The sequence below is a fragment of the Nonomuraea sp. NPDC003707 genome, assembly GCF_053587055.1.
On record NZ_JBSFNK010000003.1, the window covers coordinates 554,549 to 577,438 of the forward strand.

At 70.3% G+C, this 22,890-nt stretch carries 20 protein-coding genes; 9 read left to right on the forward strand and 11 right to left on the reverse strand.

What is annotated here, in order from left to right; translation table 11 throughout:
- Window positions 1-4: 4 nt before the first annotated feature.
- From ACWDRB_RS10110 to ACWDRB_RS10130, 5 genes are all read right to left on the reverse strand, one after another.
- Window positions 5-1,510, reverse strand: coding sequence for a glycoside hydrolase family 43 protein (locus ACWDRB_RS10110; RefSeq protein WP_449892730.1), 1,506 nt, complete (start codon window positions 1,508-1,510; stop codon window positions 5-7).
- Between the two features lie 144 nt (window positions 1,511-1,654).
- Window positions 1,655-4,537 carry a hypothetical protein gene (locus ACWDRB_RS10115; protein WP_449892731.1) on the reverse strand — a complete coding sequence of 961 codons (2,883 nt, stop codon included), beginning with the start codon at window positions 4,535-4,537 and terminating at the stop codon, window positions 1,655-1,657.
- Between the two features lie 2 nt (window positions 4,538-4,539).
- Window positions 4,540-6,111 carry a DUF3502 domain-containing protein gene (locus ACWDRB_RS10120; RefSeq protein ID WP_397369343.1) on the reverse strand — a complete coding sequence of 524 codons (1,572 nt, stop codon included), beginning with the start codon at window positions 6,109-6,111 and terminating at the stop codon, window positions 4,540-4,542.
- Between the two features lie 28 nt (window positions 6,112-6,139).
- On the reverse strand, window positions 6,140-7,006 hold the full coding sequence (locus ACWDRB_RS10125; protein WP_350738162.1) for a carbohydrate ABC transporter permease: 867 nt from the start codon (window positions 7,004-7,006) through the stop codon (window positions 6,140-6,142).
- Window positions 7,003-7,989: an ABC transporter permease gene (locus tag ACWDRB_RS10130; RefSeq protein WP_364248922.1), complete on the reverse strand. Its 987-nt coding sequence runs from the start codon at window positions 7,987-7,989 to the stop codon at window positions 7,003-7,005. Before ACWDRB_RS10130 ends, ACWDRB_RS10125 begins: the two co-directional genes overlap by 4 nt.
- A 247-nt stretch (window positions 7,990-8,236) precedes the next feature.
- Between ACWDRB_RS10130 and ACWDRB_RS10135 the strand changes: the two genes are divergently transcribed.
- The 3 genes from ACWDRB_RS10135 to ACWDRB_RS10145 are packed head-to-tail and all read left to right on the forward strand — an operon-like array spanning window position 8,237 to window position 12,238.
- A complete protein-coding gene (locus ACWDRB_RS10135; protein ID WP_449892732.1) occupies window positions 8,237-9,223 on the forward strand; it encodes a hydroxyacid dehydrogenase in 987 nt (328 codons plus the stop codon).
- Window positions 9,223-11,199: a glycoside hydrolase family 36 protein gene (locus ACWDRB_RS10140; protein ID WP_449892733.1), complete on the forward strand. Its 1,977-nt coding sequence runs from the start codon at window positions 9,223-9,225 to the stop codon at window positions 11,197-11,199. Before ACWDRB_RS10135 ends, ACWDRB_RS10140 begins: the two co-directional genes overlap by 1 nt.
- On the forward strand, window positions 11,192-12,238 hold the full coding sequence (locus ACWDRB_RS10145; RefSeq protein WP_449892734.1) for a LacI family DNA-binding transcriptional regulator: 1,047 nt from the start codon (window positions 11,192-11,194) through the stop codon (window positions 12,236-12,238). The genes ACWDRB_RS10140 and ACWDRB_RS10145 overlap by 8 nt, the downstream gene beginning before the upstream one ends.
- Here the strand turns inward: ACWDRB_RS10145 and ACWDRB_RS10150 are convergent.
- Window positions 12,231-12,710, reverse strand: a complete 480-nt coding sequence (locus ACWDRB_RS10150) for a hypothetical protein (RefSeq protein WP_397369348.1) — start codon at window positions 12,708-12,710, stop codon at window positions 12,231-12,233. The two genes, ACWDRB_RS10145 and ACWDRB_RS10150, sit on opposite strands and share 8 nt — an antisense overlap.
- A gap of 355 nt (window positions 12,711-13,065) precedes the next feature.
- The gene (locus tag ACWDRB_RS10155; protein WP_449892735.1) at window positions 13,066-13,872 is read right to left on the reverse strand and encodes an SAM-dependent methyltransferase; all 807 of its coding nucleotides are present in this window, start codon (window positions 13,870-13,872) and stop codon (window positions 13,066-13,068) included.
- A 292-nt stretch (window positions 13,873-14,164) separates the two neighbouring features.
- Here ACWDRB_RS10155 and ACWDRB_RS10160 point away from each other — a divergent pair, with 292 nt between their 5' ends.
- Genes ACWDRB_RS10160 through ACWDRB_RS10170 form a run of 3 tightly spaced genes read left to right on the forward strand, consistent with a single transcriptional unit; the run spans window position 14,165 to window position 16,944 of the window.
- A complete protein-coding gene (locus ACWDRB_RS10160; protein WP_449892736.1) occupies window positions 14,165-15,364 on the forward strand; it encodes a nitrate ABC transporter substrate-binding protein in 1,200 nt (399 codons plus the stop codon).
- Window positions 15,365-15,412: 48 nt separating this feature from the next.
- Window positions 15,413-16,162 (forward strand): ABC transporter ATP-binding protein, encoded by a 750-nt coding sequence (locus tag ACWDRB_RS10165; RefSeq protein ID WP_449892737.1) that lies wholly within the window; start codon window positions 15,413-15,415, stop codon window positions 16,160-16,162.
- Window positions 16,159-16,944 (forward strand): ABC transporter permease, encoded by a 786-nt coding sequence (locus ACWDRB_RS10170; protein ID WP_449892739.1) that lies wholly within the window; start codon window positions 16,159-16,161, stop codon window positions 16,942-16,944. The genes ACWDRB_RS10165 and ACWDRB_RS10170 overlap by 4 nt, the downstream gene beginning before the upstream one ends.
- A 4-nt stretch (window positions 16,945-16,948) precedes the next feature.
- Here ACWDRB_RS10170 and ACWDRB_RS10175 read toward each other — a convergent pair whose 3' ends face one another.
- On the reverse strand, window positions 16,949-17,857 hold the full coding sequence (locus ACWDRB_RS10175) for a helix-turn-helix domain-containing protein (protein ID WP_449892740.1): 909 nt from the start codon (window positions 17,855-17,857) through the stop codon (window positions 16,949-16,951).
- 294 nt (window positions 17,858-18,151) lie between these two features.
- Here ACWDRB_RS10175 and ACWDRB_RS10180 point away from each other — a divergent pair, with 294 nt between their 5' ends.
- The 3 genes from ACWDRB_RS10180 (at window position 18,152) to ACWDRB_RS10190 (ending at window position 21,141) form a co-directional block, all read left to right on the forward strand.
- Window positions 18,152-18,514 carry a hypothetical protein gene (locus tag ACWDRB_RS10180; RefSeq protein WP_449892741.1) on the forward strand — a complete coding sequence of 121 codons (363 nt, stop codon included), beginning with the start codon at window positions 18,152-18,154 and terminating at the stop codon, window positions 18,512-18,514.
- Between the two features lie 113 nt (window positions 18,515-18,627).
- Window positions 18,628-20,370, forward strand: coding sequence for a CocE/NonD family hydrolase (locus ACWDRB_RS10185; RefSeq protein WP_449892742.1), 1,743 nt, complete (start codon window positions 18,628-18,630; stop codon window positions 20,368-20,370).
- Window positions 20,371-20,373: 3 nt separating this feature from the next.
- Entirely contained in the window at window positions 20,374-21,141 is a 768-nt protein-coding gene (locus ACWDRB_RS10190) for an enoyl-CoA hydratase/isomerase family protein (protein ID WP_449892743.1), read from the forward strand.
- Window positions 21,142-21,153: 12 nt separating this feature from the next.
- On the opposite strand, the gene ACWDRB_RS10195 is transcribed toward ACWDRB_RS10190, so the two are convergent.
- From ACWDRB_RS10195 to fdxA, 3 genes are read right to left on the reverse strand one after another with little or no spacing between them, the layout of a single operon-like run.
- A complete protein-coding gene (locus ACWDRB_RS10195; RefSeq protein ID WP_364248894.1) occupies window positions 21,154-21,681 on the reverse strand; it encodes a gamma carbonic anhydrase family protein in 528 nt (175 codons plus the stop codon).
- Between the two features lie 2 nt (window positions 21,682-21,683).
- The gene (locus ACWDRB_RS10200; RefSeq protein WP_449892744.1) at window positions 21,684-22,544 is read right to left on the reverse strand and encodes an amidohydrolase family protein; all 861 of its coding nucleotides are present in this window, start codon (window positions 22,542-22,544) and stop codon (window positions 21,684-21,686) included.
- Window positions 22,545-22,549: 5 nt separating this feature from the next.
- The gene (gene fdxA, locus ACWDRB_RS10205) at window positions 22,550-22,879 is read right to left on the reverse strand and encodes a ferredoxin (protein WP_350738204.1); all 330 of its coding nucleotides are present in this window, start codon (window positions 22,877-22,879) and stop codon (window positions 22,550-22,552) included.
- Window positions 22,880-22,890 lie beyond the last annotated feature (11 nt).

Here is a 22,890-nt window from a genome sequence, read left to right on the forward strand (position 1 = left end):
TTGCTCATGTGCGGTAGCTGATCTGCTCGAAGCGCGCCGAGCAGCCCTCTCCCGCCAGGTCCTGCACCCAGAACCCCACGAACGCGCCGGTGAAGCCGAAGGCCCGCACCTTCCCGTCGACGAACTCGTCGGCGTGCTCGTCCGACAGGATCGTGGCGTCCAGGTCCGGGCCGTGGTTGAAGCGCACGACCGGCCCGTCGAACTCCACGCGCAGCTCGACGTCGCCACCCGCGGGGCCCCCCACGGGGCCGAGCAGGCGCTCGGTGCGGGTCCCCTGGTCGCTGCTGGTCAGCACCAGGCCGTCGGCGGTCACGGCCAGGTAATGCCAGTTGCGCGAGTTGTAGTAGGCGACGATGCCCGCCCACTGGTGGACGCTGTCCGGCTCGAACCGCATGACCGTTTCCAGGGAGCACTTCCGGTCCGTGACCCGGCGGGCGACTAGGCTCGGGGTGCGCAGGCCGTACGGTGACTGACCGCCCTGGACGGTGAGCCCGCCCTGGTCGGCGGTCAGCCAGTCGGGCGAGGCGGGCCGCCGCAGCGTGCTCCAGTCCGGCCCGAGCCCGCCGGGGGACGGCGAGCCGCCGTTCCAGCCCTCGTTCGCCGGCCACGGGTGCGCGGGCAGCTCGGGGGCGGCCACCTCGACGGCGGGCACGCCGCCCGCCACGCGCGGCCAGCCGTCCTCCCAGGTCACGCGCTGCAGCGCGGTCTCGCGCCCGAGCACGCACCTGCCGTTGTGGTACGGCCGGGCCATCAGGTGGGACAGGTACCACTCCCCCGTCTGCGTCTCCACCAGGCAGCCGTGCCCGGCCTTCTGCAGCTCCAGGCTCCGGTCGTGACGCGAGGTGAGCATGGGCCCCGCCGGGTCCTCCTCGTACGGCCCCGACATCGAACGGGAACGCAGCACCGTGACCCCGTGCTCGTAGCCGGTGCCGCCCTCGGCCACCATCAGGTAGTACCAGCCGTCGATCTTGTAGAGGTGCGGGCCCTCGGTGACCTTGCGGTTGGGCAGGATGAGCTCGGGTTTGCCGCCGTCGAGGGGCTGCAGCTCGATCCCGGCGAACCCGCGGCCCGGCCGGGAGTCGAAGACCATGTTGAGCAGCCAGCTCCGGCCGTCCTCGTGGTAGAGGGAGGCGTCGAAGCCACGGCCCGGCAGCCGGACCGGGTCGGACCACGGCCCCTCGATCGAGGGCGCGGTGATCAGGTAGTTGGCGATGTCCTTGTAGCCGAGGGCGTAGTTGTCCATCACACCGTAGACCAGGTGGAACAGCCCGTCGTGATAGGTCAGGTCGGGCGCCCAGATACCCCCGGAGTCGGGCACGCCGGACAGGTCGAGCAGCTCGCGCCCGGTCAGGACGCCGCCCAGCGGGCGCCAGTTCACCAGGTCACGGGAGTGGTGCACCCGGACGCCCGGATACCACTCGAAGGTCGAGGTGGCCAGGTAGTAATCCTCGCCCACCCGCACGATCGAGGGGTCGGGGTCGAAACCGGGCAGGACGGGATTGCGGATCATATGATCTCCACACTCTTTCCAGCAGGAAGCTCAACTTCTCGGCGCAGGCCCGAGGCACGGTGAACAACGGTAACGGTCTGGTCGGTCAGCGAGATGATCCCGGCCCGTCGCCCCAGGGGGGCGACGGGCCGGGCAAGGAGTGCATCAGTCCTCCAGGAAGAGCACCACGGTGCTGAGGGGCGCGACCTCGATCGGGGCTCCCAGGCGGACGCGGCGGCCGGTCACGAGGTCACGGGCGTGGCCGGGGCCGGTGGTGTGCAGGCGGCGGGGCCGGTCCTCGGAGGTGTTCATGCCGATGAGGTAGCGGCCGTAGGAACAGCGGTAGAACTGGGCCTTCCCGACGAAGAGCTTCTCCACACCCGGGAAGTCCACCCCGAGCGCGGGGTCCGGGACGTCCGCGGGATGCGGCCCGACCTTGAGCACCTCGCCCGCGAAGGCCTGGTGGACCTGCGGACCGGGGGGCGGGAAGCCGCCGGGCGGGATGTGGGAGGCGGCGGGGTCGTTGATGGCGAAGGAGAAGCAGACCCAGTCGGCCTCGGTCCAGGTGTCGCCGGTGGGCGTGACCTGGCACTGCTGCCGGACGGTGGCGACCCGGTGGGTGTCCGGGGTGATGTGGTGGACCCGGGCCAGGTCGTTGACGGCCTGCCGGGCGCGCCAGTAGAGAGAGGCGTAGAGGATCTCCTTGCCGTTCTTGATCGCGACGACGCCGTTCTCCTCGTCGGAGAAGACGAAGGCAGGGGCGTCCCAGTCCATGGGGAACCGCGTGCCGCTCGCCGGCAGCGCCTGGAAGGCGGGCCAGTCGCGCTGCACGAGGCGCAGGGCGTTGAGCCCCACGCGCGGCCAGGTGTTGGTGAGCAGCAGGTCGAGGTGGCCGAAGAACTGGTTGTCGGCGATCATGCGCTGGGCGTGCCCGGTGATCGCGGGGTCGCCGAGCACGGCGGCGGCCATGGCGGGGTGGCCGTCCCAGGCCAGGCGCTGGGCGTAGACGACGTCGCCGGGATAGTGGTCGTCGCGCCAGCCGACCGCGGCCTCCATGCGCATGGTGCGGTAGCCGTCGTTGTCGACCTCGGGGTAGCGGAAGACGGCCCGCGCATTGATCATCTTGATCAGGTGCGCCTTCAGCTCGGCGTCCTCGACGCCGTCGAAGCGGGTGACGGCCTCGTAGAGCAGGACCAGCCAGTCGGTCACCTCGCCGTAGTTGCCGACGTAGCCCAGCTCTCTGGTCAGGCCCTTGCGGGTGACCTGGTGGAAGTGCTCGCCGAGGATCTTGCTGGGGGTGCCGGAGGCGTCCTCGCGGCCGAGGAAGGGCTTCAGGCCGACGGACTGGTGAATGTAGTCGCGGGCCTTCTCCTCAGTGAGCGGCGCCTTTTCCGGATTTATCAGCATCAGGGCGCGGTTGCAGCGGTAGATGCCCAGCGCGCAGATCATCGTCTGGTTGCTGTAGTGCGGCATGTGCTGGCGCCAGTACGAGATCGACTCGGCCAGCATCCTGGTGTACGCGTCCCGCCGTACCGGAAGATCGCCCTGGACCGGCGGGGTGGCCCCGTCCAGCGGCGTGACCTCGACGTCGTCGAACCAGGCGGTGCCGCCGCCCTCGACGCGGACGTCCAGCCGGAGCTCGACCGCGGTGGCCGGGGTGGTCAGCTCGGCGGTGATCTGCGTCCAGTCCCGGGTGCCGGCCGGGGCGTAGAACTTGTTGTCGGTGCCGACGATCTTCCCGGCGGCGTCGTAGAAGAGCACGTCGAGGTAGGCGCCCGGGGCCACGACGTCCTCGGTCCTGACCCAGACGCCGTAGCGGTGCCGGCCCTGGCCGATGAGGGTGCGGTTCTGGGCGGTGTTCCAGCCCGCGGCGGCCCCGGCGGCGACGGTGACCTTGACCGAACGCGAGCCGCCGCGTTTGACCGTGTCGTCCCAGAGCCAGGTGGCCGTGCCGGCCCACCGGGCGGTGTTCCAGGAGGCTGGGGCGGTGCCGCCGCGCTCGAAGCCCGGGTTGGGCGCGCCCACGGGCCGCCCGCCGACCGGGCGCTCCAGCCGGTCGCCCAGGACGTCGCGGAGCAGCAGGAGCGCCGTGCCGACCTTGGCGAAGCCCTCCCACTGCTGGTCGGAGGCGGTCAGCACGATCGGGTCGGTGAGCCACTTGGTGTAGCGGGCGTCGATGGCGGCCAGCACCTGGTCGATCGCGTCCGGAGCCTGGTGGGCGGGGCTCTCGGGCCAGAAGTAGCCCTCGGCCAGCCCCTGGAAGGCCCAGGAGTCGAGCGCGGCGGGGTTGCCGTCGAGCCAGTTGCGGTGCTCGCGCAGCACCCTGGCCTTGATGTCCGCCAGCACCTCGGGGCCGGGCGCGGGCCGGACGGGCGCGTCGGGCGCCGGCCCCTGGATGCCGTCGCCGGGGAAGTAGGGCTCGGTATGGGTGTAGATCCGGTAGAAGGGGCGGCTGGGCTTGTCCATCGAGCGGTAGAACTCGGCCGCGTTCTGCCCGTAGCCCCAGATCCGGCCCATCGACCGGATCTCCAGCGTGACCTGCTCGCGGTCGCGCGTCATCGCCTCGGGCAGCGGCAGCGTGTGGAAGTGGAAGCGGCCCGGCGAGTGGGCGTCCTGGCTGAGGATGTCCAGCGGGTCGACCGCGCCCAGGTGGTAGTGGCCGACCTGCGCGCCCGCGCAGAAGAGCTGGAGCCGGGACTGGTCGGCCTCGCTCGCGGCCCGGTCGCCGCCCCACAGCTTGATCGTGACGTACGTGGTGCCGCGCGGCGCGCACTTGACGGTGAAGGAGACCGTGCCGCCCCAGACCCCGGCGGGTTCCTGCGGGTTGAGCACGCGCGCGGAGCGGCCGAGCGCTCCGGCCACCACCGCCGACCGGTCGGCGGTCACCGCGTGCGCGCTCTCGGAGGCCTCGTCGCCGAAGACCACCACGTCCAGCGGGACCTCACGGCCCGTCGTGGCGGCGGCGGCCTCGCCGTTCCATAACCACGTGGCGGCGGCCAGCGCGCCGGAGGACGCCAGCACGGTCCTCCGGCTGATGGGGAGCGCCATCGTCACTGGCCCTTCAGGTAGGCGTCGGCCTGCTTGGCCATCTCGGCCTGGACCTTGGCCAGGCCCGCCCGCTCCAGCGCCTTCTTCAGCTTGTCCAGCCCCTGGTCGACGTCGACGGCGCCGATGAACAGCGGGTTCGCGAACTGCGTCATGGCCGCGGTGACCTGGGTGTTCTCCCGCTTGATCGGCTCCGGGTCGGGGACGAAGCTGGCGTAGGGGTCGACGGTGAAGTTGTCGATGTCCTGCGCCCAGTCGAACCACTTGGCCTCGGACTCCGTCATGCCCTTGACCCGGCGCTCCAGCTTGGCCCGCCAGGCGAGGGCGAAGCCGGGGAAGGTGTAGGTGGACAGCTGCTCGTACTTGTCGTCGCCGACGGGGTTCCAGTCCTTGCCGGGGAGGCCGTAGTTGATCAGGTCGTGGTTCTCCTTGATCGACACCCAGTCCTGCAGCTGCATGGCCTTCTCGTTGCTCTCGCCCTTGGCGTTGAGCACGACGAAGTTGTCGCTCTGGAACGTCTGGTATGGCTTGGCGCTCTCGCCGCCCTTGAGCGGCATCACGTTCGCGATCATCGCGCCCGGCACGTTCTTGGTCAGCTCGGACAGCCCCGTGGAGGACAGGCCGTCGGTCATGGCCCAGCCGGTGGCGACACGGCCGGCCTTGAACTGGGAGTCCAGCGCCTTCGAGTCCAGGGTGAGCGCGTTCTTGTTGATCAGCCCGTCCTGGTAGTACTTGCGGATCTTGCGCAGCGCGTCCACCATGCCCGGGGCCTCCCACCACGGGATCGGGTTGGACGAGCCGGTCTGCTTGCCGTCGGCGGCCAGGACGAAGTTGAGCGAGTCGCCGGTGAAGGAGGCGATGCTCATGGTGGGGTTGTCCCACATGTAGGGGTTGAGCCAGCCGACCGGGTTCCACGCCACCAGCAGCTTGGGCATCCGGGAGCTGACCCCGATCGGGATGATGTCCTTGTTCTTCTGCTTGACGTCGTACCAGAACTTCTCCAGCCCGGCGAAGTCCGTGATGTCGCTCATGCCGAGCTTCTCCGCCAGGTCCTGGCGGATGCTGAAGTGGTGGAAGCGGGCGACCGAGTTGATCTGGGGCAGGCCGTAGAGCTTGCCGCTCCACCGGTTCAGCTCGATGATCTTCGGGTCGATCGTGGCGGTCAGGTTGGGGTACTTGCCGCTGGACAGCAGGCTGCTCAGCTCGACGATCGAGCCGCTGGCCGCGAGCTGGGTCATGTTGAGCCAGCGCGCCTGCAGCGCGGTGTCGAACTTCTCCCCCGCGGTGAACTTGAGCAGCGCCTGCTGGCCGTAGCTGGTCCACGGGATGAACTGCGGCTTGATGGTGAAGCCCAGGTCCGCCTGGAGCTTCTTGTTGACCTCGGCCAGGACGGCGTCCCAGCCGGCCGGGACGTCGCCGGGGAGCAGCAGGCTCAGCGCGAGCGCGCCGGCGCTCTGGGCGCCGCCGGTGGCCTGCGGCTTCTGGGAGTCGTCCGAGCAGGCGGCGAGGAGGGCGGCCAGGGACAGGCCGCCGCCGGTGGCCAGCAGGCGGCGCCGCGACATGAGGTGGTGGGACACGGTAACTCCTGAGGTGGGGGGAGCGGGATCAGCCCTTGGTGGCACCGAGGGTGATGCCCTTGACGAAGTAGCGCTGGGCGAAGGGGTAGGCGAGCAGGATCGGGCCGATGGCGACGGTGGTGAGAGCCAGCCGGAGCTGGTAGACGGGGGTGGCCGCCTCGGCCAGCTGCGGCAGCATCTGCGTGAACGAGATGTTGGAGATGAGGTTCTGCAGCACGAGGGGCAGCGGGAACTTGTGCACGTCGTCGATGAACAGCAGCGCCATGAACCAGTCGTTCCAGTAGTGCACGGCGTAGAAGAGGCCGACGACGGCGAGGATCGGCTTGGACAGCGGGATCGCGATCGTGAAGAAGATGCGCAGCTCCCCCGCGCCGTCGATCTTGGCCGACTCGAAGATCGACTCCGGCAGCTGGCGGAAGGCACTGACCTGGACGAAGACCAGGAACGGCATGACCAGCAGCGGCAGGATCACCGAGAAGTAGCTGTTCTGCAGCTTCAGGTACTGCGTGACCAGCAGGTAGAGGGGCACCAGGCCGCCGGAGAACAGCATCGGCAGGTAGGAGAAGACGGTCAGCGGCCGGCTGATGCCGGGCAGCCGCCGGGCGATCACCCAGCTCAGCCCCGAGGTCACCGCCAGGGACAGGGCCGTGCCCACGACCGTGATGAAGACGCTGGCGAAGTAGGCGTTCAGCACCGCCGGACCCGTGAAGATCATCTTGTACGCGGTGAGGTCGAAGGCCGCGGGGAACAGGCTGTAGCCCGTCGTGGCCAGCTCGGACTCGCTGGTGAGGGACCCCGAGATGATCATCCAGAACGGGATCGCGCAGGCCAGCATGGCAAAGGAGACGCCGATGACGCTGACGATCGTGAACGGTTCCAGCTTCTTGCCGCTCATAGGATGCTGGTCTCCTTCGAGTACTTGCGCTGGATCAGCACCGCGATCACCACGAGGACGAAACCCACCACCGACTGGAACAGGCCGATCGCGGCGGTGGTGCCGAAGTCGCCGAGCTGGCGCAGGGCGCGGAAGACGTAGGTGTCGATGACGTCCGTGCTGTCGAACAGGGTGCCGTTGTCCCCGACGATCGCGTAGATGGTGCCGAAGTCGCCGTAGAAGATCCGGCCGACACCCAGCACCAGCAGGACCGCCGCGGTGGGCTTCAGCAGCGGGAGCGTGATGCGCCAGGCCATCTGGGCCCGCGAGGCCCCGTCGATCATCCCGGCCTCGTAGACCTCCTCGGGGATGCCGGTGATCGCGGCCAGGAAGATGACGCTCAGGTAGCCCCCGAGCTGCCAGATCTTCACCACGGTGAGGATCCACGGCCACGGCCCCGGCTCCGTGTACCAGTCGACCGAGGGGAACCCGAGGCCCCCGAGCGCGTCGTTGACCGCCCCGCCCCCGCCGGAGGCCCCGGCCAGCAGCACCTGCAGGATGATGCTGATCACGACCGGGGAGACGAAGTAGGGGAAGAAGACGACGGACTGGGAGACCCGCTTGAAGAAGGTGCTGCGGATCTCGTTCAGCATGATCGCCAGAACCATCCCGGCGGCCAGCGTCGCGACCAGGAACAGGATGTTGAGGAAGAGGGTGTTGAACAGGATCCTCGCCGCGTCCCCGGACTCCAGGAAGTAGCTGAAGTTCTCCAGCCCGTTCCACGGGCTGCCGAAGATCCCCAGGCTGACGTCGAACTCCTTGAACGCCACCACCAGGCCGGACATCGGCAGGTAGCTGAAGACAAGGAAGAAGGCGACCGCCGGCAGGGCGAGCAGCCCGATCGTCCAGTTCGTACGGACCGCCTTGCGTCGGACGCGGCGCCTGTCCGGCGGCCCGGAAGGCGGTCTCGTCTGAGGCTCTGGCCTCGTCTGTAGCGTGCTCATCACCGAAGTCCCGTCTGAGGCGGCAGCAGGTGGTTCTCTAGGTTGATAGAAACCGGTCGCTGCGAACGCTACGTCCGACCGGCCAGCACGTTCAAGGCTGCGTTACAGAGACGTTACAGATCAGCGCAGGCCAGCCGGGAGATCCTGGTAAGACGCGCCTTCGAGTTAATCGGGGATTGCCCGTTGACCACAGAGGGCTGCGCTCCTAGTTTAGAAACCGGTCTCTATCGAATGGAAGGCTTCCCCCGTGTCCCCACGCCCGAAGGCGCTGTTCGCCATGCGCGAGGAACATCTCGCTCTGCTCTTCCCCGCGCCCTTGCTGCGGCGGCTGGACACGCTGGCCGACATCGACGTCGCCGTGGTCGCCGAGCGGTTCGACGACCCGCGCGTGGCCCTGGCCGACGTCGAGATCCTCATCACCGGCTGGGGCTGCCCGCCGATCGACGAGGCGCTGCTGGCCGCCGCGCCCCGCCTGCGCGCCGTCCTGCACGCGGCCGGCTCGGTGAAGGGCATGATCAGCCCCGCCTGGTGGGAACGCGGCCTGCTGGTCTCCTCGGCCGCCGAGGCCAACGCCGTCCCGGTGGCCGAGTACACCGTCGGCGCGATCCTGCTGGCCGGGAAGGGGGTCTTCGCCCTCAACCAGCGCTACCGGCGCGACCGCTCCTTCACCCTGGCCAAGATCGAGCCCGGCATCGGCAACAACGGCCGCACGGTCGGCATCGTGGGCGCCTCCCGCATCGGCCGCAAGGTGCTCGAACTGCTGGCGCCGTACGACCTGGACCTGTGCCTGTACGACCCCTACACCCGGGTTCCCGGCGTACGGCAGGAGTCGCTGGAGGAGCTGCTGCGCCGCAGCGACATCGTCAGCCTGCACGCCCCCGCCACCCCCGAGACCGAGCACATGCTCGACCGGGCGCGGCTGGCGCTGATGCCGGACGGCGCGGTCCTGATCAACACCGCCCGCGGGTCGCTGGTCGACACCGACGCGCTGATCGGCGAGCTGAAGTCCGGGCGGCTGTCGGCGATCCTCGACGTCACCGAGCCCGAACCGCTGCAGCCCGACTCGCCCCTGTTCGACCTGCCCAACGCCTTCCTCACCCCGCACATCGCCGGCTCGCACGGCAACGAGCTGGCCCGGATGGGCGCCGTCGCCCTGGACGAGCTGGAACGGCTCATCGCCGGGCTGCCACTGGCGCACCAGGTGACGCATGAGGACCTGGACCGGGTGGCCTGATGGAGGTGACCTGGCGCGACCTCGTCCTCGACCTGACCGCCGGCGCTCCGCCCCGGCTGCTGGCGATCGGCCCGTTCCGGGGCAACGGCCGCTCGGCGCTGCCGGTGGTGCAGATCGAGGTGACCGGCCGGGGCAGGAGCGGCACGTCGGGCAAGCGGCACGTGGACGGGCTGAAGCTGCGCTACGAGAGCCACCGCGCCGAGGACGAGCGCCTGACGATCCGCTCCGGCGGCGACGGCGTCTCCGTGACGACCGTCTTCCAGGCGGTCGGCCCAGTGATCGGACAGGTGGTTGGACAGGTCGTCCGCTGCTGGTCGACGGTGACCGCGACGGACGAGCTGGTCCTGGAGCACGTGTCGAGCTTCGCGTTCGCCGGGCTGCCCTGGGATCTGACGGTGTGGAGCGCGCGCAACCCGTGGAGCGGCGAGTTCCGCTGGTCGGGCCGGCCGCTGGAGCTGCACGACGTCGGCATGACGCGTTTCGGCCAGACCGGGACCAAGAACCGCGTCGCGCTCACCAGCACCGGCTCCTGGCCGTCCTCCGAGCACCTGCCGACAGGGTGGCTGGAGTGCGCCGGCGGCACGCTCGCCTGGCAGATCGAGCACAACGGCCCCTGGCACGCCGAGCTGGCCGACCGCTTCGACGACGTCTACCTGGCGCTGTCGGGACCGTCCCAGCGCGAGCACGGCTGGTCGGCGCGGCTGGCGCCGGGCGAGAGCTTCACCACCGCGACCGCCGCGTTCACCGTGGCCGGCGACCCCGTCGCCGCCCTGACCGCCTACCGCCGGGCCGTCCGCCGGCCGCACCGCGACAACGCCGAGCTGCCGGTGGTGTTCAACGACTTCATGAACTGCCTGATGGGCGACCCCTCGACCGAGCGCCTGCTGCCGCTGATCGAGGCCGCCGCCCGGGTCGGCGCGGAGTACTTCTGCGTCGACGCCGGCTGGTACGACGACTCGCTGGCCGGGCCCGGCGACGGCGGCGTGCCGGGCTGGTGGGACACGGTCGGCGCGTGGGAGCCGTCCACCGTGCGCTTCCCCGGGGGAATCGGCGAGGTCATCGACGCGATCAAGGGCCACGGCATGGTCCCGGGGCTGTGGCTGGAGCCCGAGGTCATCGGCGTACGCAGCGGGGTCGCCCTGCCCGAGGAGGCGTTCCTGCGACGGGCCGGAACCAGGCTGTCCGAGTGGGGCCGCCACCAGCTCGACCTCAGCCACCCGGCCGCCGTCGCCCACCTCGACGCCGTGATCGACCGGCTGGTCCGCGAGCACGGCATCGGCTACTTCAAGTTCGACTACAACATCGACATCGGCCCGGCCGATCGGCTGCTCGAGCACAACCGCGCCTACCTGGCCTGGGTCGAACGCCTGCTGGAGCGCCACCCCGGCCTGGTGATCGAGTCCTGCGCGGCCGGCGGCATGCGGCTGGACGGCGCCACCCTGGCCAGGCACTCCATCGCCTCGCTCACCGACCAGCAGGACGAGCTGCTGCTGCCCGCCATCGCCGCCGCCGCGCCCGCCGCGGTGCCGCCGGAGCAGGGCGCGATGTGGGCCTACCCCGCCGAGCGGGTCGCCTGGTCCATGGTCACCGCGATGCTCGGCCGCATCCACCTCAGCGGCCGGCTCGACCTGCTGGCCCCGGACCAACTGGCCGAGGTCGCCGAGGCGATCGGCGTCTACAAGTCCTACCGCGGCGAGCTGGCGCACGGCCTGCCGCGCTGGCCGCTCGGGCTGCCTGGCTGGCAGGACGACCGCCTCGCCCTGGCCGTGGACTGCGGGGACACCGTCTACCTCGCCGTGTGGCGCAGGGGCGCGCCGTCCGCGACGATCGAGCTGCCCTGGCCCTCCGGTTGCGAGGTGACCCCGCTCTTCCCGTCGGCGACCGAGGCCGGCTGGCAGGCGGGCACGATCGGCGTCGTGCTGCCCGAGCCGTACTCCGCGGCGCTGCTCCGCCTGGAGGGCCGCGCCCGTGGATGATCTGGAGCGGGCCACCATCCGGGACGTCGCCGCCCTCGCCGGGGTCTCCGCGTCCACGGTCTCCCGGGTCCTCAAAGGGGACTATCCGGTCGCGCAGGCCACCCGCGCCCGTGTGCTGCGGGCCATGCGCGAGCTGGACTACGTCCTCAACGTGCATGCCCGCGCCCTGTCCGGAGCCGGCACCAAGATGGTCGCCTTCGTGCTCGACGACGTCACCGGGCCCTCCTTCGCCTATGTCGCCAAGGGCGTCGAGCAGCAGGCCACGGAGGAGGGCCGGCTGTGCCTGGTGTGCGCCACGCACGGCGACCCGGCGCGCGAGCTGGCGGTCGTCGAGGCCATGCGCGAGCAGCGCGCCGACGCGGTGATCCTGGTCGGCGGCGGCTCGGCCGACGACGCCTACCGCGCGCGGATGTCGCACTTCGCGCACGCTCTCGACAAGGCGGGCTCCCGGCTCGTGCTGTGCGGGCGCCCGCCGCTCGGCGACGACGTGCCGACCACCGTCGTCGAGTACGACAACGAGGCCGGCGCGTACGCCATGACCGGCCACCTGCTCTCGCGCGGCCACCGCCGGATCGTCTACCTCGGCGCCGCCACCGCGGACGACCAGAACACCACCAAGATCGACCGCGTGGCCGGCTTCCGCCGCGCGCACGAGGACTACGGCGTCCCCTGCGATCCGGACCTCGTCCTGCCCGGCGACTTCTCCCGCGGCGCCGGTTACGAGGGGACCAGGCGGCTGCTGGCGGCGGGGACGGAGTTCACCGCGATCTTCGCGGGCACCGACATGGTCGCCGCCGGCGTGCTGGCCGCGCTGCGCGAGGCGGGCCTGCGCGTGCCCGAGGACGTGTCGGTCGCCGGCTACGACGACATCCCGCTCGCCGCCGACCTCGTCCCCGGGCTCACCACGGTGCACATTCCCACCGAGGAGCTGGGCCGCACCGCCGTGCGGCTGGCCCTGGACCCCGGCCAGCCGCAGCACGTCATCCTGGGCACGCACATCGTGGTGCGCGGATCGGTGGGCGAGAGGATCGTCAGTTGAAGGGGTTGTCGTAGGTGAACGACTTCCTCTTCCAGGTGGCCTGGTTCTGGCCGTTGAAGTTGACGCCTTCCACCTCGACCGTGACGTTCCTGACGGTGCCGCCGACGGAATCCGTCGTGCCGTACAGCTGGGCCGGATACAGGCACTCGGGTATCGTCGTGTCCCCCCAGTTCAAGCTGTACGAGGCGCGGAGGGTGGCGCGGTCGTTGATCAGGACGTACCCGCCGGCGGCGCTGTAGCTCGACTCGCGGCACAGGTAGAACTGGTAGGTGTACGTCGTGCTGTCGTTGAACTCGATCCAGCCGTAGATGCCGGCCAGCTTCCGGCTGTTGTCCCCGCGTACTTCCAGGAAGATCGGGACCTGGGCGGTGGCCGAGTGGGCCGGCACGACCGGCACGGCGACCGCGGCCAGCAGCGTGAGAACGACGGTCAGGAGCCTGGTCGTGCGGCGTCGCAGGATGTCGGGTAACAATTCCCGCCCCCTTCTGTCTGACGTGGCGTCGGCATCACCCTGCGCTGGGGGCCGTCGAGCCGTCCACTAGAGGATTCGTCGGGCCGGAATCGGGCGCGCGCTAACCTGGCCGAACGCCCGGCTGATAAGGGGGCCGGTCTCTCCTTTCACCGGCGGTTTCGGGGTTGCCGCGGGGCCTGGGACGCAGATTCCTGTTCGTGAAAGTTTCAACGGCATAACACGATGAAGATCATGCAAGGTCTCGCGGCGGCGACGGCCTGCCTGATCCTGCTGGCCGCCTGCGCCGTGGAAGGGCGCCCTGCACGACCTGACCGCGTTCGGCAAGGACGACGTGTGGGCGAGCGGCACCGACCCCCTATTTCCTGCCGACCCCGCAGAATCCATCCACTTCCGGGACGTCGTCGATGTCGGGGCGCCAGCGCGTGGTGGAGACGATGCCGGGGGGCAGGATCTCCAGACCGTCGAAGAAGCGCCCGACCTGCTCGGGCGAGCGGATGGTCAGCTTGGGCGTGCCGTGCTCGTTCCAGTGGCGCACTTCCTCGCGCTTCGCCTCCGGGTTGAAGAACGCGGTGATGTGGACGAGCGCCAGGTGGCTGCCGGAGGGGACGGCGTCCAGCAGGCGCTTGATGATCGCGTACGCCTCGTCGTCGTCGTTGATGAAGTGCACGATCCCCAGCAGCATGATCGCGATCGGCTGGGTGAAGTCGAGCGTGTCGGCGGCCGCTCTCAGGATGGTGTCCGGGTCGTGGAGGTCGGCCTGGATGTAGTTGGTCCTGCCCTCCGGCGTGCCCACGAGCAGGGCCTTGGCGTGGGCGAGGACGACGGGGTCGTTGTCGACGTAGACCACGCGCGTCTCCGGGGCCAGGCTCTGGGCGATCTCGTGCGTGTTGCCGGCCGTGGGCAGCCCGGTGCCGATGTCCAGGAACTGCCGCACCCCCGCCTCGGCCACCAGATGGCGCACGGAACGGTGGAGGAAGGCGCGGTCGGCGCGGGCCGTGAAGGCGATGTCCGGATTTATCCGGCTCAACCGGTCGCCGACTTCCCGGTCCACCGCGTAGTGGTCCTTGCCGCCCAGCCAGTAGTTCCAGACCCGCGCCGAGTGCGCCACGGTCGTGTCGATCTCCGGTGGCCACCGGTCCGTGGTCGAGTTGTCTGCTGTCATTTAGAGGTCTCCAGGCTTGAGCATAAGGTCCCACCCGCGAGGTGATCATACCCATTTGCAACGAAGAGGCGGTTAGTGTACTTCTCCCGAATCTGAATCTCACACGACTGGACAAATCACCCACCGAGGGCCTTTCATCCAAAGGCGCTCACCCGAAATGCCGGGCGCTCGACAAAGCATGGTAAGTTCCGGGAATTGTCTTCCGCGCGCGCAGGACCAGCAATATCGGATCAGCGCTTGACATGGTTTCTGCCGCGAATATTCAATCGCCGCCCATCGGAAGGATGGCACCATGCGCGTGCGCCGGCCACGGCATGCGGGACGTAACACGGCGAGGACCACAGCGATTCTCGGGCTGTTCCTCCTGCTCGCGGCGTGCACCGGCACGCAACAGACGCCCCAGCCGAAACCGGCGGCGTCGGGGAATGCCAACGACCCCACCGACCTGCGCGGCGTCTGCCCGGCCACCATCGTGGTGCAGACCCAATGGACGCCGCACATCACCGTCGAGGGCGGGATGTACCACCTCCTGGGCGCCGATCCCGCCGTTGACGCCGGCAGGAAGCGGGTGAGCGCGCCGCTGGTCGTCCGGGGCAAGGACACCGGGGTCACGCTGGAGCTTCGGGCGGGCGGGCCGGCGATCGGCTTCACCCAGTCGTCGGCGCAGATGTACACCGACCCCGGCATCACCCTCGGCGTGCTGGGCGGCATGGACGAGGGCATCCAGATGTCGGCCACCCAGCCGACCCTCGCGGTCATGGCGTTGCTGGAGATCCACCCGCAGATCATCCTGTGGGACCCGGCCACGTACCCCACCTTCAACACCATCAAGGACATCGGCCGGACGGACACGAAGGTCCTCTACTTCGGCGGCAACACCTACATGGAGTATCTGGTGGGGGCGGGGCTGCTGAAGCGCAGCCAGGTGGACGGATCCTACGACGGGTCCCCGTCGCATTTCGTGGCTGCCGGGGGCAAGGCGGCGGTGGCCGGCTACGCCAACGCCGAGCCGTACATCTACGAAAAAGACGTGCCTCAGTGGCGCAAGCCGGTGAAGTATCAGCTGGTGTACGACGCCGGCTATCCCAACTACGGCCCGCCGCTGGTGATCCGCCCGGCCGACAAGCAGAAGCTCGCGCCGTGCCTGCGCAAGCTCATTCCCATCTTCCAGCAGGCGCAGGTCGACGTGCTGGCCGAGCCGGGCCCCACGATCGATCTCACCCTGCGGCTCAACCAGGCGTACAAGGTCGCCACCCAGTACACCAAGCCGAGCTCGGAGTTCTCGGTCCAGCAGATGAAGGCCCTCAAGCTGGCCGGCAACGGCCCCGACGACATCGTCGGCAACTTCGACACCGCCCGCGTGCAGCGGCTGATCGACATCACCAGGCCGATCTTCGCCAAGCAGAACAAGCCGGTGAAGGACGGTCTGCAGCCCTCCGACGTGGTCACCAACGACTTCGTCGGCCCGAAGATCGGCTACGGCGCCGGCTGACCGATCGGCGTGTTGCCCGTGTCCTGTCCGATGTGGTCTAGTGGCCCGGTGCTCGGTGAGGCCGCCCCCTCCGCGCTGTCCTTCTCCGGCGCGGGCAAGCGCTACGACGACGGCACGCAGGCGCTGGACAAGGTCGATCTGACCGTCGCCCCCGGCCAGTTCGTCGCGGTGGTCGGCCCTTCCGGGTGCGGCAAGAGCACTCTCCTGCGCCTGGCCGCGGGGCTGACCGACGCCACCGAGGGCTCGGTGCGCCGGGACACCACGTCCGTGGGCTACGTCTTCCAGGACCATGCCCTGCTGCCGTGGCGCACCGTCCGCGCCAACGTGGAGCTGCTCGGCGAGCTGCGCGGGCTGCCCAGGGCGGAGCGGCGGCGGCGCGCGGACGAGGCGATCGACCTGGTGGGGCTGGCCGGCTTCGCGCACCACCGGCCCCGGACCCTGTCGGGCGGGATGCGGATGAGGGTGTCGCTGGCCCGCGCGCTCACCATCCAGCCCGACCTGCTCCTGCTCGACGAGCCGTTCGGCACGCTGGACGAGATCACGCGCGAGCGGCTGCAGTCGGAGCTGCTGCGGCTGTTCGGCTTACGCCGCTTCGCCGCGGTGTTCGTCACCCACTCCGTCGGCGAGGCCGTCTTCCTGGCCACGAGGATCATCGTGCTGTCGGAACGGCCGGGGCGGATCGTCGGCGCCTGCGACGTGCCGTTCCCCTACCCTCGCCCGCCCGAGCTGCGCTTCAGCCCCGACTTCGCGCGGGTCGCGGGCCAGGTGTCGGCCTGGCTGCGGGAGACGACCGCATGAGGTGGCTGCGGTGGGTGCCGCCGCTCATCGTCTTCGCCCTGGTGATCGCCCTGTGGTACGCGGTCACGTACGTGCTGCTGACCCCGGACCGTCGGTTCCTGCTGCCACCGCCGGACGCCGTGGTGCGGGTGGGGCTTTTCGACCCCGTCAACCGCGCCGAGCTGTTCGCCGGTCTGCTGCTGTCCGGCCAGGTCGCGCTGCTGGGCCTGGCGATCGCAGCTGTGACCGGCGTCGTGTGCGCGATCGCCATGGCGCAGGCGAGCTGGCTGGAGCGGTCGCTGCATCCGTACCTCGTGATCTTGCAGACGATCCCGATCCTGGCGCTGGTGCCGCTGTTCGGGTTCTGGTTCGGGTTCGGGTTCTTCACCCGCGTCCTGGTCTGCGCGCTGATCGCGCTGTTCCCGATCGTGACCAACACGCTGTTCGGGCTGCGGTCGGTGGAGGAGACCCACCACGACCTGTTCACGCTGGCGCGGGCCGGGTGGGCGGCCCGGCTGTGGAAGCTCCAGTTGCCGTCGGCGCTGCCCCACATCCTCACCGGCCTGCGCGTCTCCGCCGGCCTGTCGGTCATCGGCGCGGTGGTCGGGGACTTCTTCTTCCGGCAGGGTGAGCCGGGCATCGGCACGCTCATCGACCTGTACCGGTCCCGGCTGCAGTCCGAGCAGTTGTTCGCGGCGGTCGCGCTGGCGTCCCTGCTCGGGCTGGCCGTCTTCCTCGGCTTCGGCGCTCTGGCGCGCAGGGCGACGAGCTGGCACACGGCCGCCCGGGACGTGGCACGCTAGCCGCTCAGAGCTCTTCGAGCATGCCCTTGAGCAGCGACGGAGTCGCCTCCTTCGGAGCGGCCTGGATGGTCAAGGTGTTCATCACCTTGCTGTAGTCGTCGATGTCGGTGGGCTTGTCCAGGTACATCGCGCTGGTGAGATGCTCCAGATAGACCACGTCGGGCAGGTCGGGGGCGTCGAAGCGTAAGAGCGTGAACGGGCCGCCCACCGCCGCGTGCCCGCCGATGTGGAAGGGCACGATCTGCAGGGTGACGTTCGGCAGGTCGCAGACCGCGAGCAGGTGCTCGAGCTGGGCCCGCTGGACGTCGCGGCCGCCGATCGGCCGGGTCAGCACCGCCTCGTCCATGATCGCCCACAGGATGGGCGCGTCGCTGTCGGTGAGCAGGTCCTGGCGGCGCATCCGCATCGCCACCCGGCGATCGAGGTCGTCGGGGTCCGCGTCGCCGTGCCGGATGCCGATGACGGCCCGCGCGTACGGCTCGCACTGCAGCAGGCCGTGCACGGACTGCGCCTCGTAGTTGCGGATCGTGCGTGCCGCCTGCTCCAGCCCGAGGTAGGGCTCGAGCCAGCCGGGGAGCACGTCGCTGTACTGGTGCCACCACCCCGGGGCGCTGGCCTGGCGGGCCAGCTCCAGCACCTTCTCCCGCTCGTCGGGGGCGGTGATGCCGTACAAGGTGAGCAGATCGGCCACGTCACGCTGCTTGAAGGGGCTGCGGCCCAGCTCCATCCGGCTGATCTTGGAGTGGCTGGCGCGGATGGTGTCCGCGGCCTTCTCGCCGGTGATGCCCTTGGCCTCGCGCAGCCGGCGCAGCTGGGTACCCACCATGATCCGCAACGCGGTCGGCCCGCTCCGGGCACCACGTACGACGCCGGTGGGGACGCCGTCTCCGTCAGGCTCTGCAACGATCATCATTGATCCTTTTGCCGGGCGAGGCACACATTACTCCTTACGTTACCTACTGTTTCATGCTCTTTCTGACCATGCATCGATATTCGCGCCGCACACTTCACCCCATACAACACAGAAGCCGACATGCCCTTGTAAATGGGACTCTCCATCCCTTTCCCCCTTTCAACGCGCAGCCGGTGCACGTGCATATGCAATTTTCTTGAAATGCATGTGCAGACGTACTTGCATCGGGGAATGCCGAGTGGGAAGGATAAGCGTCCGCACGCACCACGATCTACCCCCTCGATGGAGATCTTGATGCCAGCACCCATGCCGCCCGACCGGGAAGAGCCCACCCGGGAAGACCTCACGGAGAGATCGCAGCGACCCCGCCATCGCCGCTCGCGCGGTGGACCCGCCCAACCGCCCCCGCGGCAGGACGCCGGCTCCTCCGGCTCCTCGGCCGCCATCGATCGCGACCTGAACGCCCTGCAGGCGCGGTGGCCGGGCTGGGTCATCACCTGGGGGGCCTGGCGGCAGGCCTACACCGCCTTCGAATGCCGCGACCCCCTCCGCTGCACCGTCCTCGAGGCCGGCAGCCCCGACCAGCTGCAGGCCGCCATGGCCAAGGCCGAACTCGAACTGAAGGCCCGCTGGCCCCGATCCGACGAGCGCCCCTGACGCACGGGCGTTCGCGCCGGCCCTTCCGATCGGTCAGGATGTGCGCTAGAAAGAGGCGGACGCAAAATGCTACAAAATCCTGACGGCGATGCGTGCTGGCGTAGGAGATTAGGATGCGTTTCTCGGTCGAGAAGGACGTCATGGTGCCGATGCGCGACGGGGTGACCCTCGCCACCGACCTCTGGATCCCCGAAGGACCACCCGCGCCCACGCTGCTGGTGCGCGTCCCCTACGGCAAGGACGCCCTGCCGGGCCTCGGCGGATCTCCCATCACCCCCAACCTGCAGGCCCTGCTCGAAGCCGGGTACGCGGTCGTCTGGCAGGACACGCGCGGCAGGTTCCGCTCGAACGGCGAGTTCACCCCCCACGCGGACGACCCGCACGACGGCGCCGACACCGTCGCCTGGCTCCTGGAGCAGCCGTGGTGCGACGGCAACATCGGCGGCTACGGCGCCTCCTACCTCGGCTTCGTGCAGTGGGCCGGCGCCTCGCAGGCCCCCGCCGGGCTCAAGGCGATAGCCCCGACGGTGACCAGCACCGACTTCTACCACGCGCCCTGGTACTCCGCGGGAGGCGCGCTCTCGTGGCACACGACCTGGACGTGGACCACGATGATGACGCTGACGGCGGCGCAGACCGCGCTCGCCGCGGGCACCGGCGACCCGGGCGTTCTCATGGAGGCGGCCGGCATGGCGGCCGATCCGCAGCCGCATCTGGCCACCCTGCCGATCGGCGACCAGCCGCTGCTCAACAAGCAGTCGCCCTGGTGGGCCGAGTGGCTGCGGCACCCGGCCCGGGACCGGTTCTGGCAGGACCTCGCCGTCGCCGAGCGGTTCGACCAGGTGACCGTGCCCGCGCTCAACGTGGGCGGCTGGTTCGACCTGTTCGTCGACAGCACCGTCCGTACCTACACCCGCATGCGCGCCGAGGGCGGCAGCGCCGAGGCCCGCGAGGGGCAGCGGCTGATCATCGGCCCCTGGGACCACCTGTACCAGGACGGGGCCTACCACGACCGGCGGTTCGGGATGAGCGCCGGCGGCATGGCGGCCGACCTGACCGGGGCGCACATCCGCTTCTTCGACCGCTGGCTGCGCGGCCGCACCGACGCGCCGGCCGACGGCGCGCCCGTACGGATCTTCGTCATGGGCATCGACCAGTGGCGCGACGAGCAGGACTGGCCGCTGCCCGATACCGAGTACACCGACTACTTCCTCGACGGCGCCGGCCGGGCCAACACCGTCGGCGGCGACGGCGTCCTCAGCCCTCGGCCGCCCACGGCGGAGGCGACCGACACCTACACCTACGATCCGGCCGACCCGGTGCCCACCCGCGGCGGCCGGATCATGATGCCCGCCGCCGTCAACGGGGCCGGCCCGGTCGACCAGCGCCCGGTCGAGGCCCGCGACGACGTGCTCTGCTTCACCACCCCCGCGCTGGAGGAGCCGGTCGAGGTCACCGGCCACGTCTCGCTCGTCCTCCACGTCACCTCGTCGGCGCGCGACACCGACTTCACGGGCAAGCTCGTCGACGTCTTCCCCGACGGACGGGCGATCTACCTCACCGACGGCATCCTGCGCGCCCGCTACCGCGACTCCCTGGCCGAGCCGGAGCCGCTGACCCCCGGCCAGGTGTACGAGGTCACGCTGGACCTGTCGGTGACCTCCAACGTGTTCCTGCCCGGGCACCGGATCCGCCTCGAGGTCTCCTCCAGCGACTTCCCCCGCTACGACCGCAACACCAACACCGGCGGAACCATCGCCGAGGACACCGCCGGCCAGGTCGTCGTCGCGACCAACAGCGTGCTCCACGGTCCCGGGCACCCGAGTCGCCTGATCCTGCCCGTGATCCACCGCTGAGACATGACGACGAGGAAAGAGGTCGCGGTGCTGCCGCTGAACGACACCGTGAAGATCGAGGACGGGCCCGACCGGATGCTGGTCCGGCTGGACCGGCCGCAGGTGCGCAACGCGATCGACGCGGCGATGGTGACGGACCTGCACGCGGTCTGCGCCGAGCTGGAGCGGCGGCCGCGCATCCTCGTGCTCACCGGCTCCGACGGGATCTTCGCCGCCGGCGCGGACATCCGCGAGCTGCGCGAGCGCCGCCGCGAGGACGCGCTGGCGGGCATCAACAGCGGCCTGTTCGACCGGATCGCCCGGCTGCCGATGCCCACGATCGCCGCCGTCGACGGCCCCGCCCTGGGCGGCGGCGCGGAGCTGGCCTACGCCTGCGACTTCCGCCTCGCCACCCCGCGGGCCCGCTTCGGCAACCCGGAGGCGGGGCTCGGCATCATGGCCGCCGCCGGGGCCTGCTGGCGGCTGCGCGAGCTGGTCGGCGAGCCGCTCGCCAAGGAGATCCTGCTCGCCGGGAGGGTGCTCTCGGCCGAGGAGGCGCTGGCCGTCCGGCTGGTCAACGAGCTGGTGCCACAGGACGAGCTGCCGGCCGCGGCGGACAGGCTGGCCGCCCGGATCGCGAGGAACGCGCCGCTCGCGCTGCGCCTGACCAAGCTCGCGCTGGCCGCCCCGCCCGGCGCGCACCCGCGCTTCGACGACGTGGCGCAGGCCGTGCTGTTCGAGACGGAGGAGAAGCACGAGCGCATGACCGCGTTCCTGGAGCGGCGCCGCTGACGTGGGAGCAGGTCAGGGGTCGAGCCGGCGCAGCTCGTGGCGGTAGCGCTTGGCGTTGGCGCGATACTCGTCCACGCCGAAGCCGATCCACTCGCTCTGCGCGGCCCCTTCCATCGGCCTGGGGCGAGCGGGCACGCCGAGCGCCATGTGGCCGGGCGGCACCTCCAGCCCTTCGGGTACGAGGGCCTGGGCGCCCACCACCGACCCCGTACGCACCACGGCGCGGTTGAGCACCACCGAGCCGGAGCCGATGAGGCAGCGGTCCTCGACCGTGCAGCCTTCGAGGTGGGCGTTGTGCCCGACGACGCAGTCGCTGCCGATCACGGTGGGCCACTGCTCGGTGGTGTGCAGGATGGTGCCGTCCTGGATGGAGGTGCGCTCGCCGATCTCGATGCGGCCGAAGTCGGCGCGCAGCACGGCGGACGGCCAGACCGACGACTCGGCGCCGATGACGACGCTGCCGATGACGACGGCGTCGGGGTGGACGTAGGCGTCCGGGTGGATCCGGGGCACCTGGTCGCCGAGGGCGTAGACGGGCATGGTCACTCCCCCGTGCGCAGGCCGGCGTACACCTTCGTCGCGTTCCCGGCGAGCACGGCCCTGGCCACCTCGTCGGGCAGGAGGCCCGCGACGGCCCGGGCGTTGGCGGCGGTGCCGGGGACGCCGGGCCAGTCGGTGCCGAAGATCCATTTGCGGCCGAGCCGCGTGAGGTCGTACCTGGCGTAGTACTCGGGCAGCCGCTTGGGCGGCAGGCCGGACAGCTCCAGCCACACGGTGTCGTGGGACAGGGCGAGGAAGGCGGCGGCGTCGTACCACCAGCCGCGTCCGCCGTGCGCGAGCACCACGTTGAGGCCGGGGAAGTCGCGGATGACCGGGATGAGGAAGCCCGGGTCGGCGTTCTCGTTGGCCGCGCCCGGGAAGGAGCTGGTGCCGCAGTGGACGACGAGCGGGACGCCGCGCTCCTCCAGCACGTGATAGGCGGGGTAGAGGGCGGCGTCGTCGCAGCGGAACCCGCCGTGCACGGGGTGCAGCTTGAGCGCGGCGGCGCCGAGGTCGAGCTGGCGGCGCAGCTCGTCGGCGAGCGGGAAGTGCAGGTGCGGGTTGACGTTGGCGACCGGCCGGAAGCGGACCGGGTTGTGCTCGACGATCGGCAGCAGGTCCTCGAACGCCTGCGTGCCGGTGGCCTTGGGGCTGTACTCGCAGAACAGCAGCGCGACGTCCACGCCCTGGGCGGCGAAGAGCTCGTCCAGGCGGTCGGGGCGCGGCCTGCCCGCGGAGTCCCAGACGTCCTCCAGCACGCCGTGCTCGCCGAAGTCGCGGGCCCAGCGCAGCCAGGCGGGCTTGAGGGTGCCGAGCAGCGGCACGTGGACGTGCGCGTCGATGAGGGGGATGCCGTCGATCATGCTCCTTACCTGCCCGCGACCATGGGGGTGTCCACCCCGATCCGGCCGGTTCTGCCCGAACCGCCGGGCGCGCCGAGCGGCGCGTCGCGCCCGTCCAGCACCTCGATGAAGAAGCGGCGGTTGTCCTCGACGAACTCCGCGTGCTCGTCGGCCACCCGCCGGTCCTGGCTGATCGCCTCGACGGGGCAGACGGGTTCGCAGGCGCCGCAGTCGATGCACTCCTTGGGGTTGATGTAGAGCTTGCGGTCCCCCTCGTAGATGCAGTCGACCGGGCACTCCTCGACGCACGACTTGTCCATGACGTCGATGCAGGGTTCGGCGATGACGTACGGCATGGTGAATCTCC

Excerpts from the sequence above, each read along its gene's own strand:
- fdxA (WP_350738204.1), bottom strand. The coding sequence starts at position 22,879 with ATGCCGTACGTCATCGCCGAACCCTGCATCGACGTCATGGACAAGTCG.
- ACWDRB_RS10170 (WP_449892739.1), top strand. The coding sequence starts at position 16,159 with ATGAGGTGGCTGCGGTGGGTGCCGCCGCTCATCGTCTTCGCCCTGGTG.
- ACWDRB_RS10195 (WP_364248894.1), bottom strand. The coding sequence starts at position 21,681 with ATGCCCGTCTACGCCCTCGGCGACCAGGTGCCCCGGATCCACCCGGAC.
- ACWDRB_RS10200 (WP_449892744.1), bottom strand. The coding sequence starts at position 22,544 with ATGATCGACGGCATCCCCCTCATCGACGCGCACGTCCACGTGCCGCTG.
- ACWDRB_RS10140 (WP_449892733.1), top strand. The coding sequence starts at position 9,223 with ATGGAGGTGACCTGGCGCGACCTCGTCCTCGACCTGACCGCCGGCGCT.
- ACWDRB_RS10110 (WP_449892730.1), bottom strand. The coding sequence starts at position 1,510 with ATGATCCGCAATCCCGTCCTGCCCGGTTTCGACCCCGACCCCTCGATC.
- ACWDRB_RS10155 (WP_449892735.1), bottom strand. The coding sequence starts at position 13,872 with ATGACAGCAGACAACTCGACCACGGACCGGTGGCCACCGGAGATCGAC.
- ACWDRB_RS10125 (WP_350738162.1), bottom strand. The coding sequence starts at position 7,006 with ATGAGCGGCAAGAAGCTGGAACCGTTCACGATCGTCAGCGTCATCGGC.
- ACWDRB_RS10175 (WP_449892740.1), bottom strand. The coding sequence starts at position 17,857 with ATGATGATCGTTGCAGAGCCTGACGGAGACGGCGTCCCCACCGGCGTC.
- ACWDRB_RS10160 (WP_449892736.1), top strand. The coding sequence starts at position 14,165 with ATGCGCGTGCGCCGGCCACGGCATGCGGGACGTAACACGGCGAGGACC.
- ACWDRB_RS10185 (WP_449892742.1), top strand. The coding sequence starts at position 18,628 with ATGCGTTTCTCGGTCGAGAAGGACGTCATGGTGCCGATGCGCGACGGG.
- ACWDRB_RS10115 (WP_449892731.1), bottom strand. The coding sequence starts at position 4,537 with ATGGCGCTCCCCATCAGCCGGAGGACCGTGCTGGCGTCCTCCGGCGCG.
- ACWDRB_RS10190 (WP_449892743.1), top strand. The coding sequence starts at position 20,374 with ATGACGACGAGGAAAGAGGTCGCGGTGCTGCCGCTGAACGACACCGTG.
- ACWDRB_RS10130 (WP_364248922.1), bottom strand. The coding sequence starts at position 7,989 with ATGAGCACGCTACAGACGAGGCCAGAGCCTCAGACGAGACCGCCTTCC.
- ACWDRB_RS10180 (WP_449892741.1), top strand. The coding sequence starts at position 18,152 with ATGCCAGCACCCATGCCGCCCGACCGGGAAGAGCCCACCCGGGAAGAC.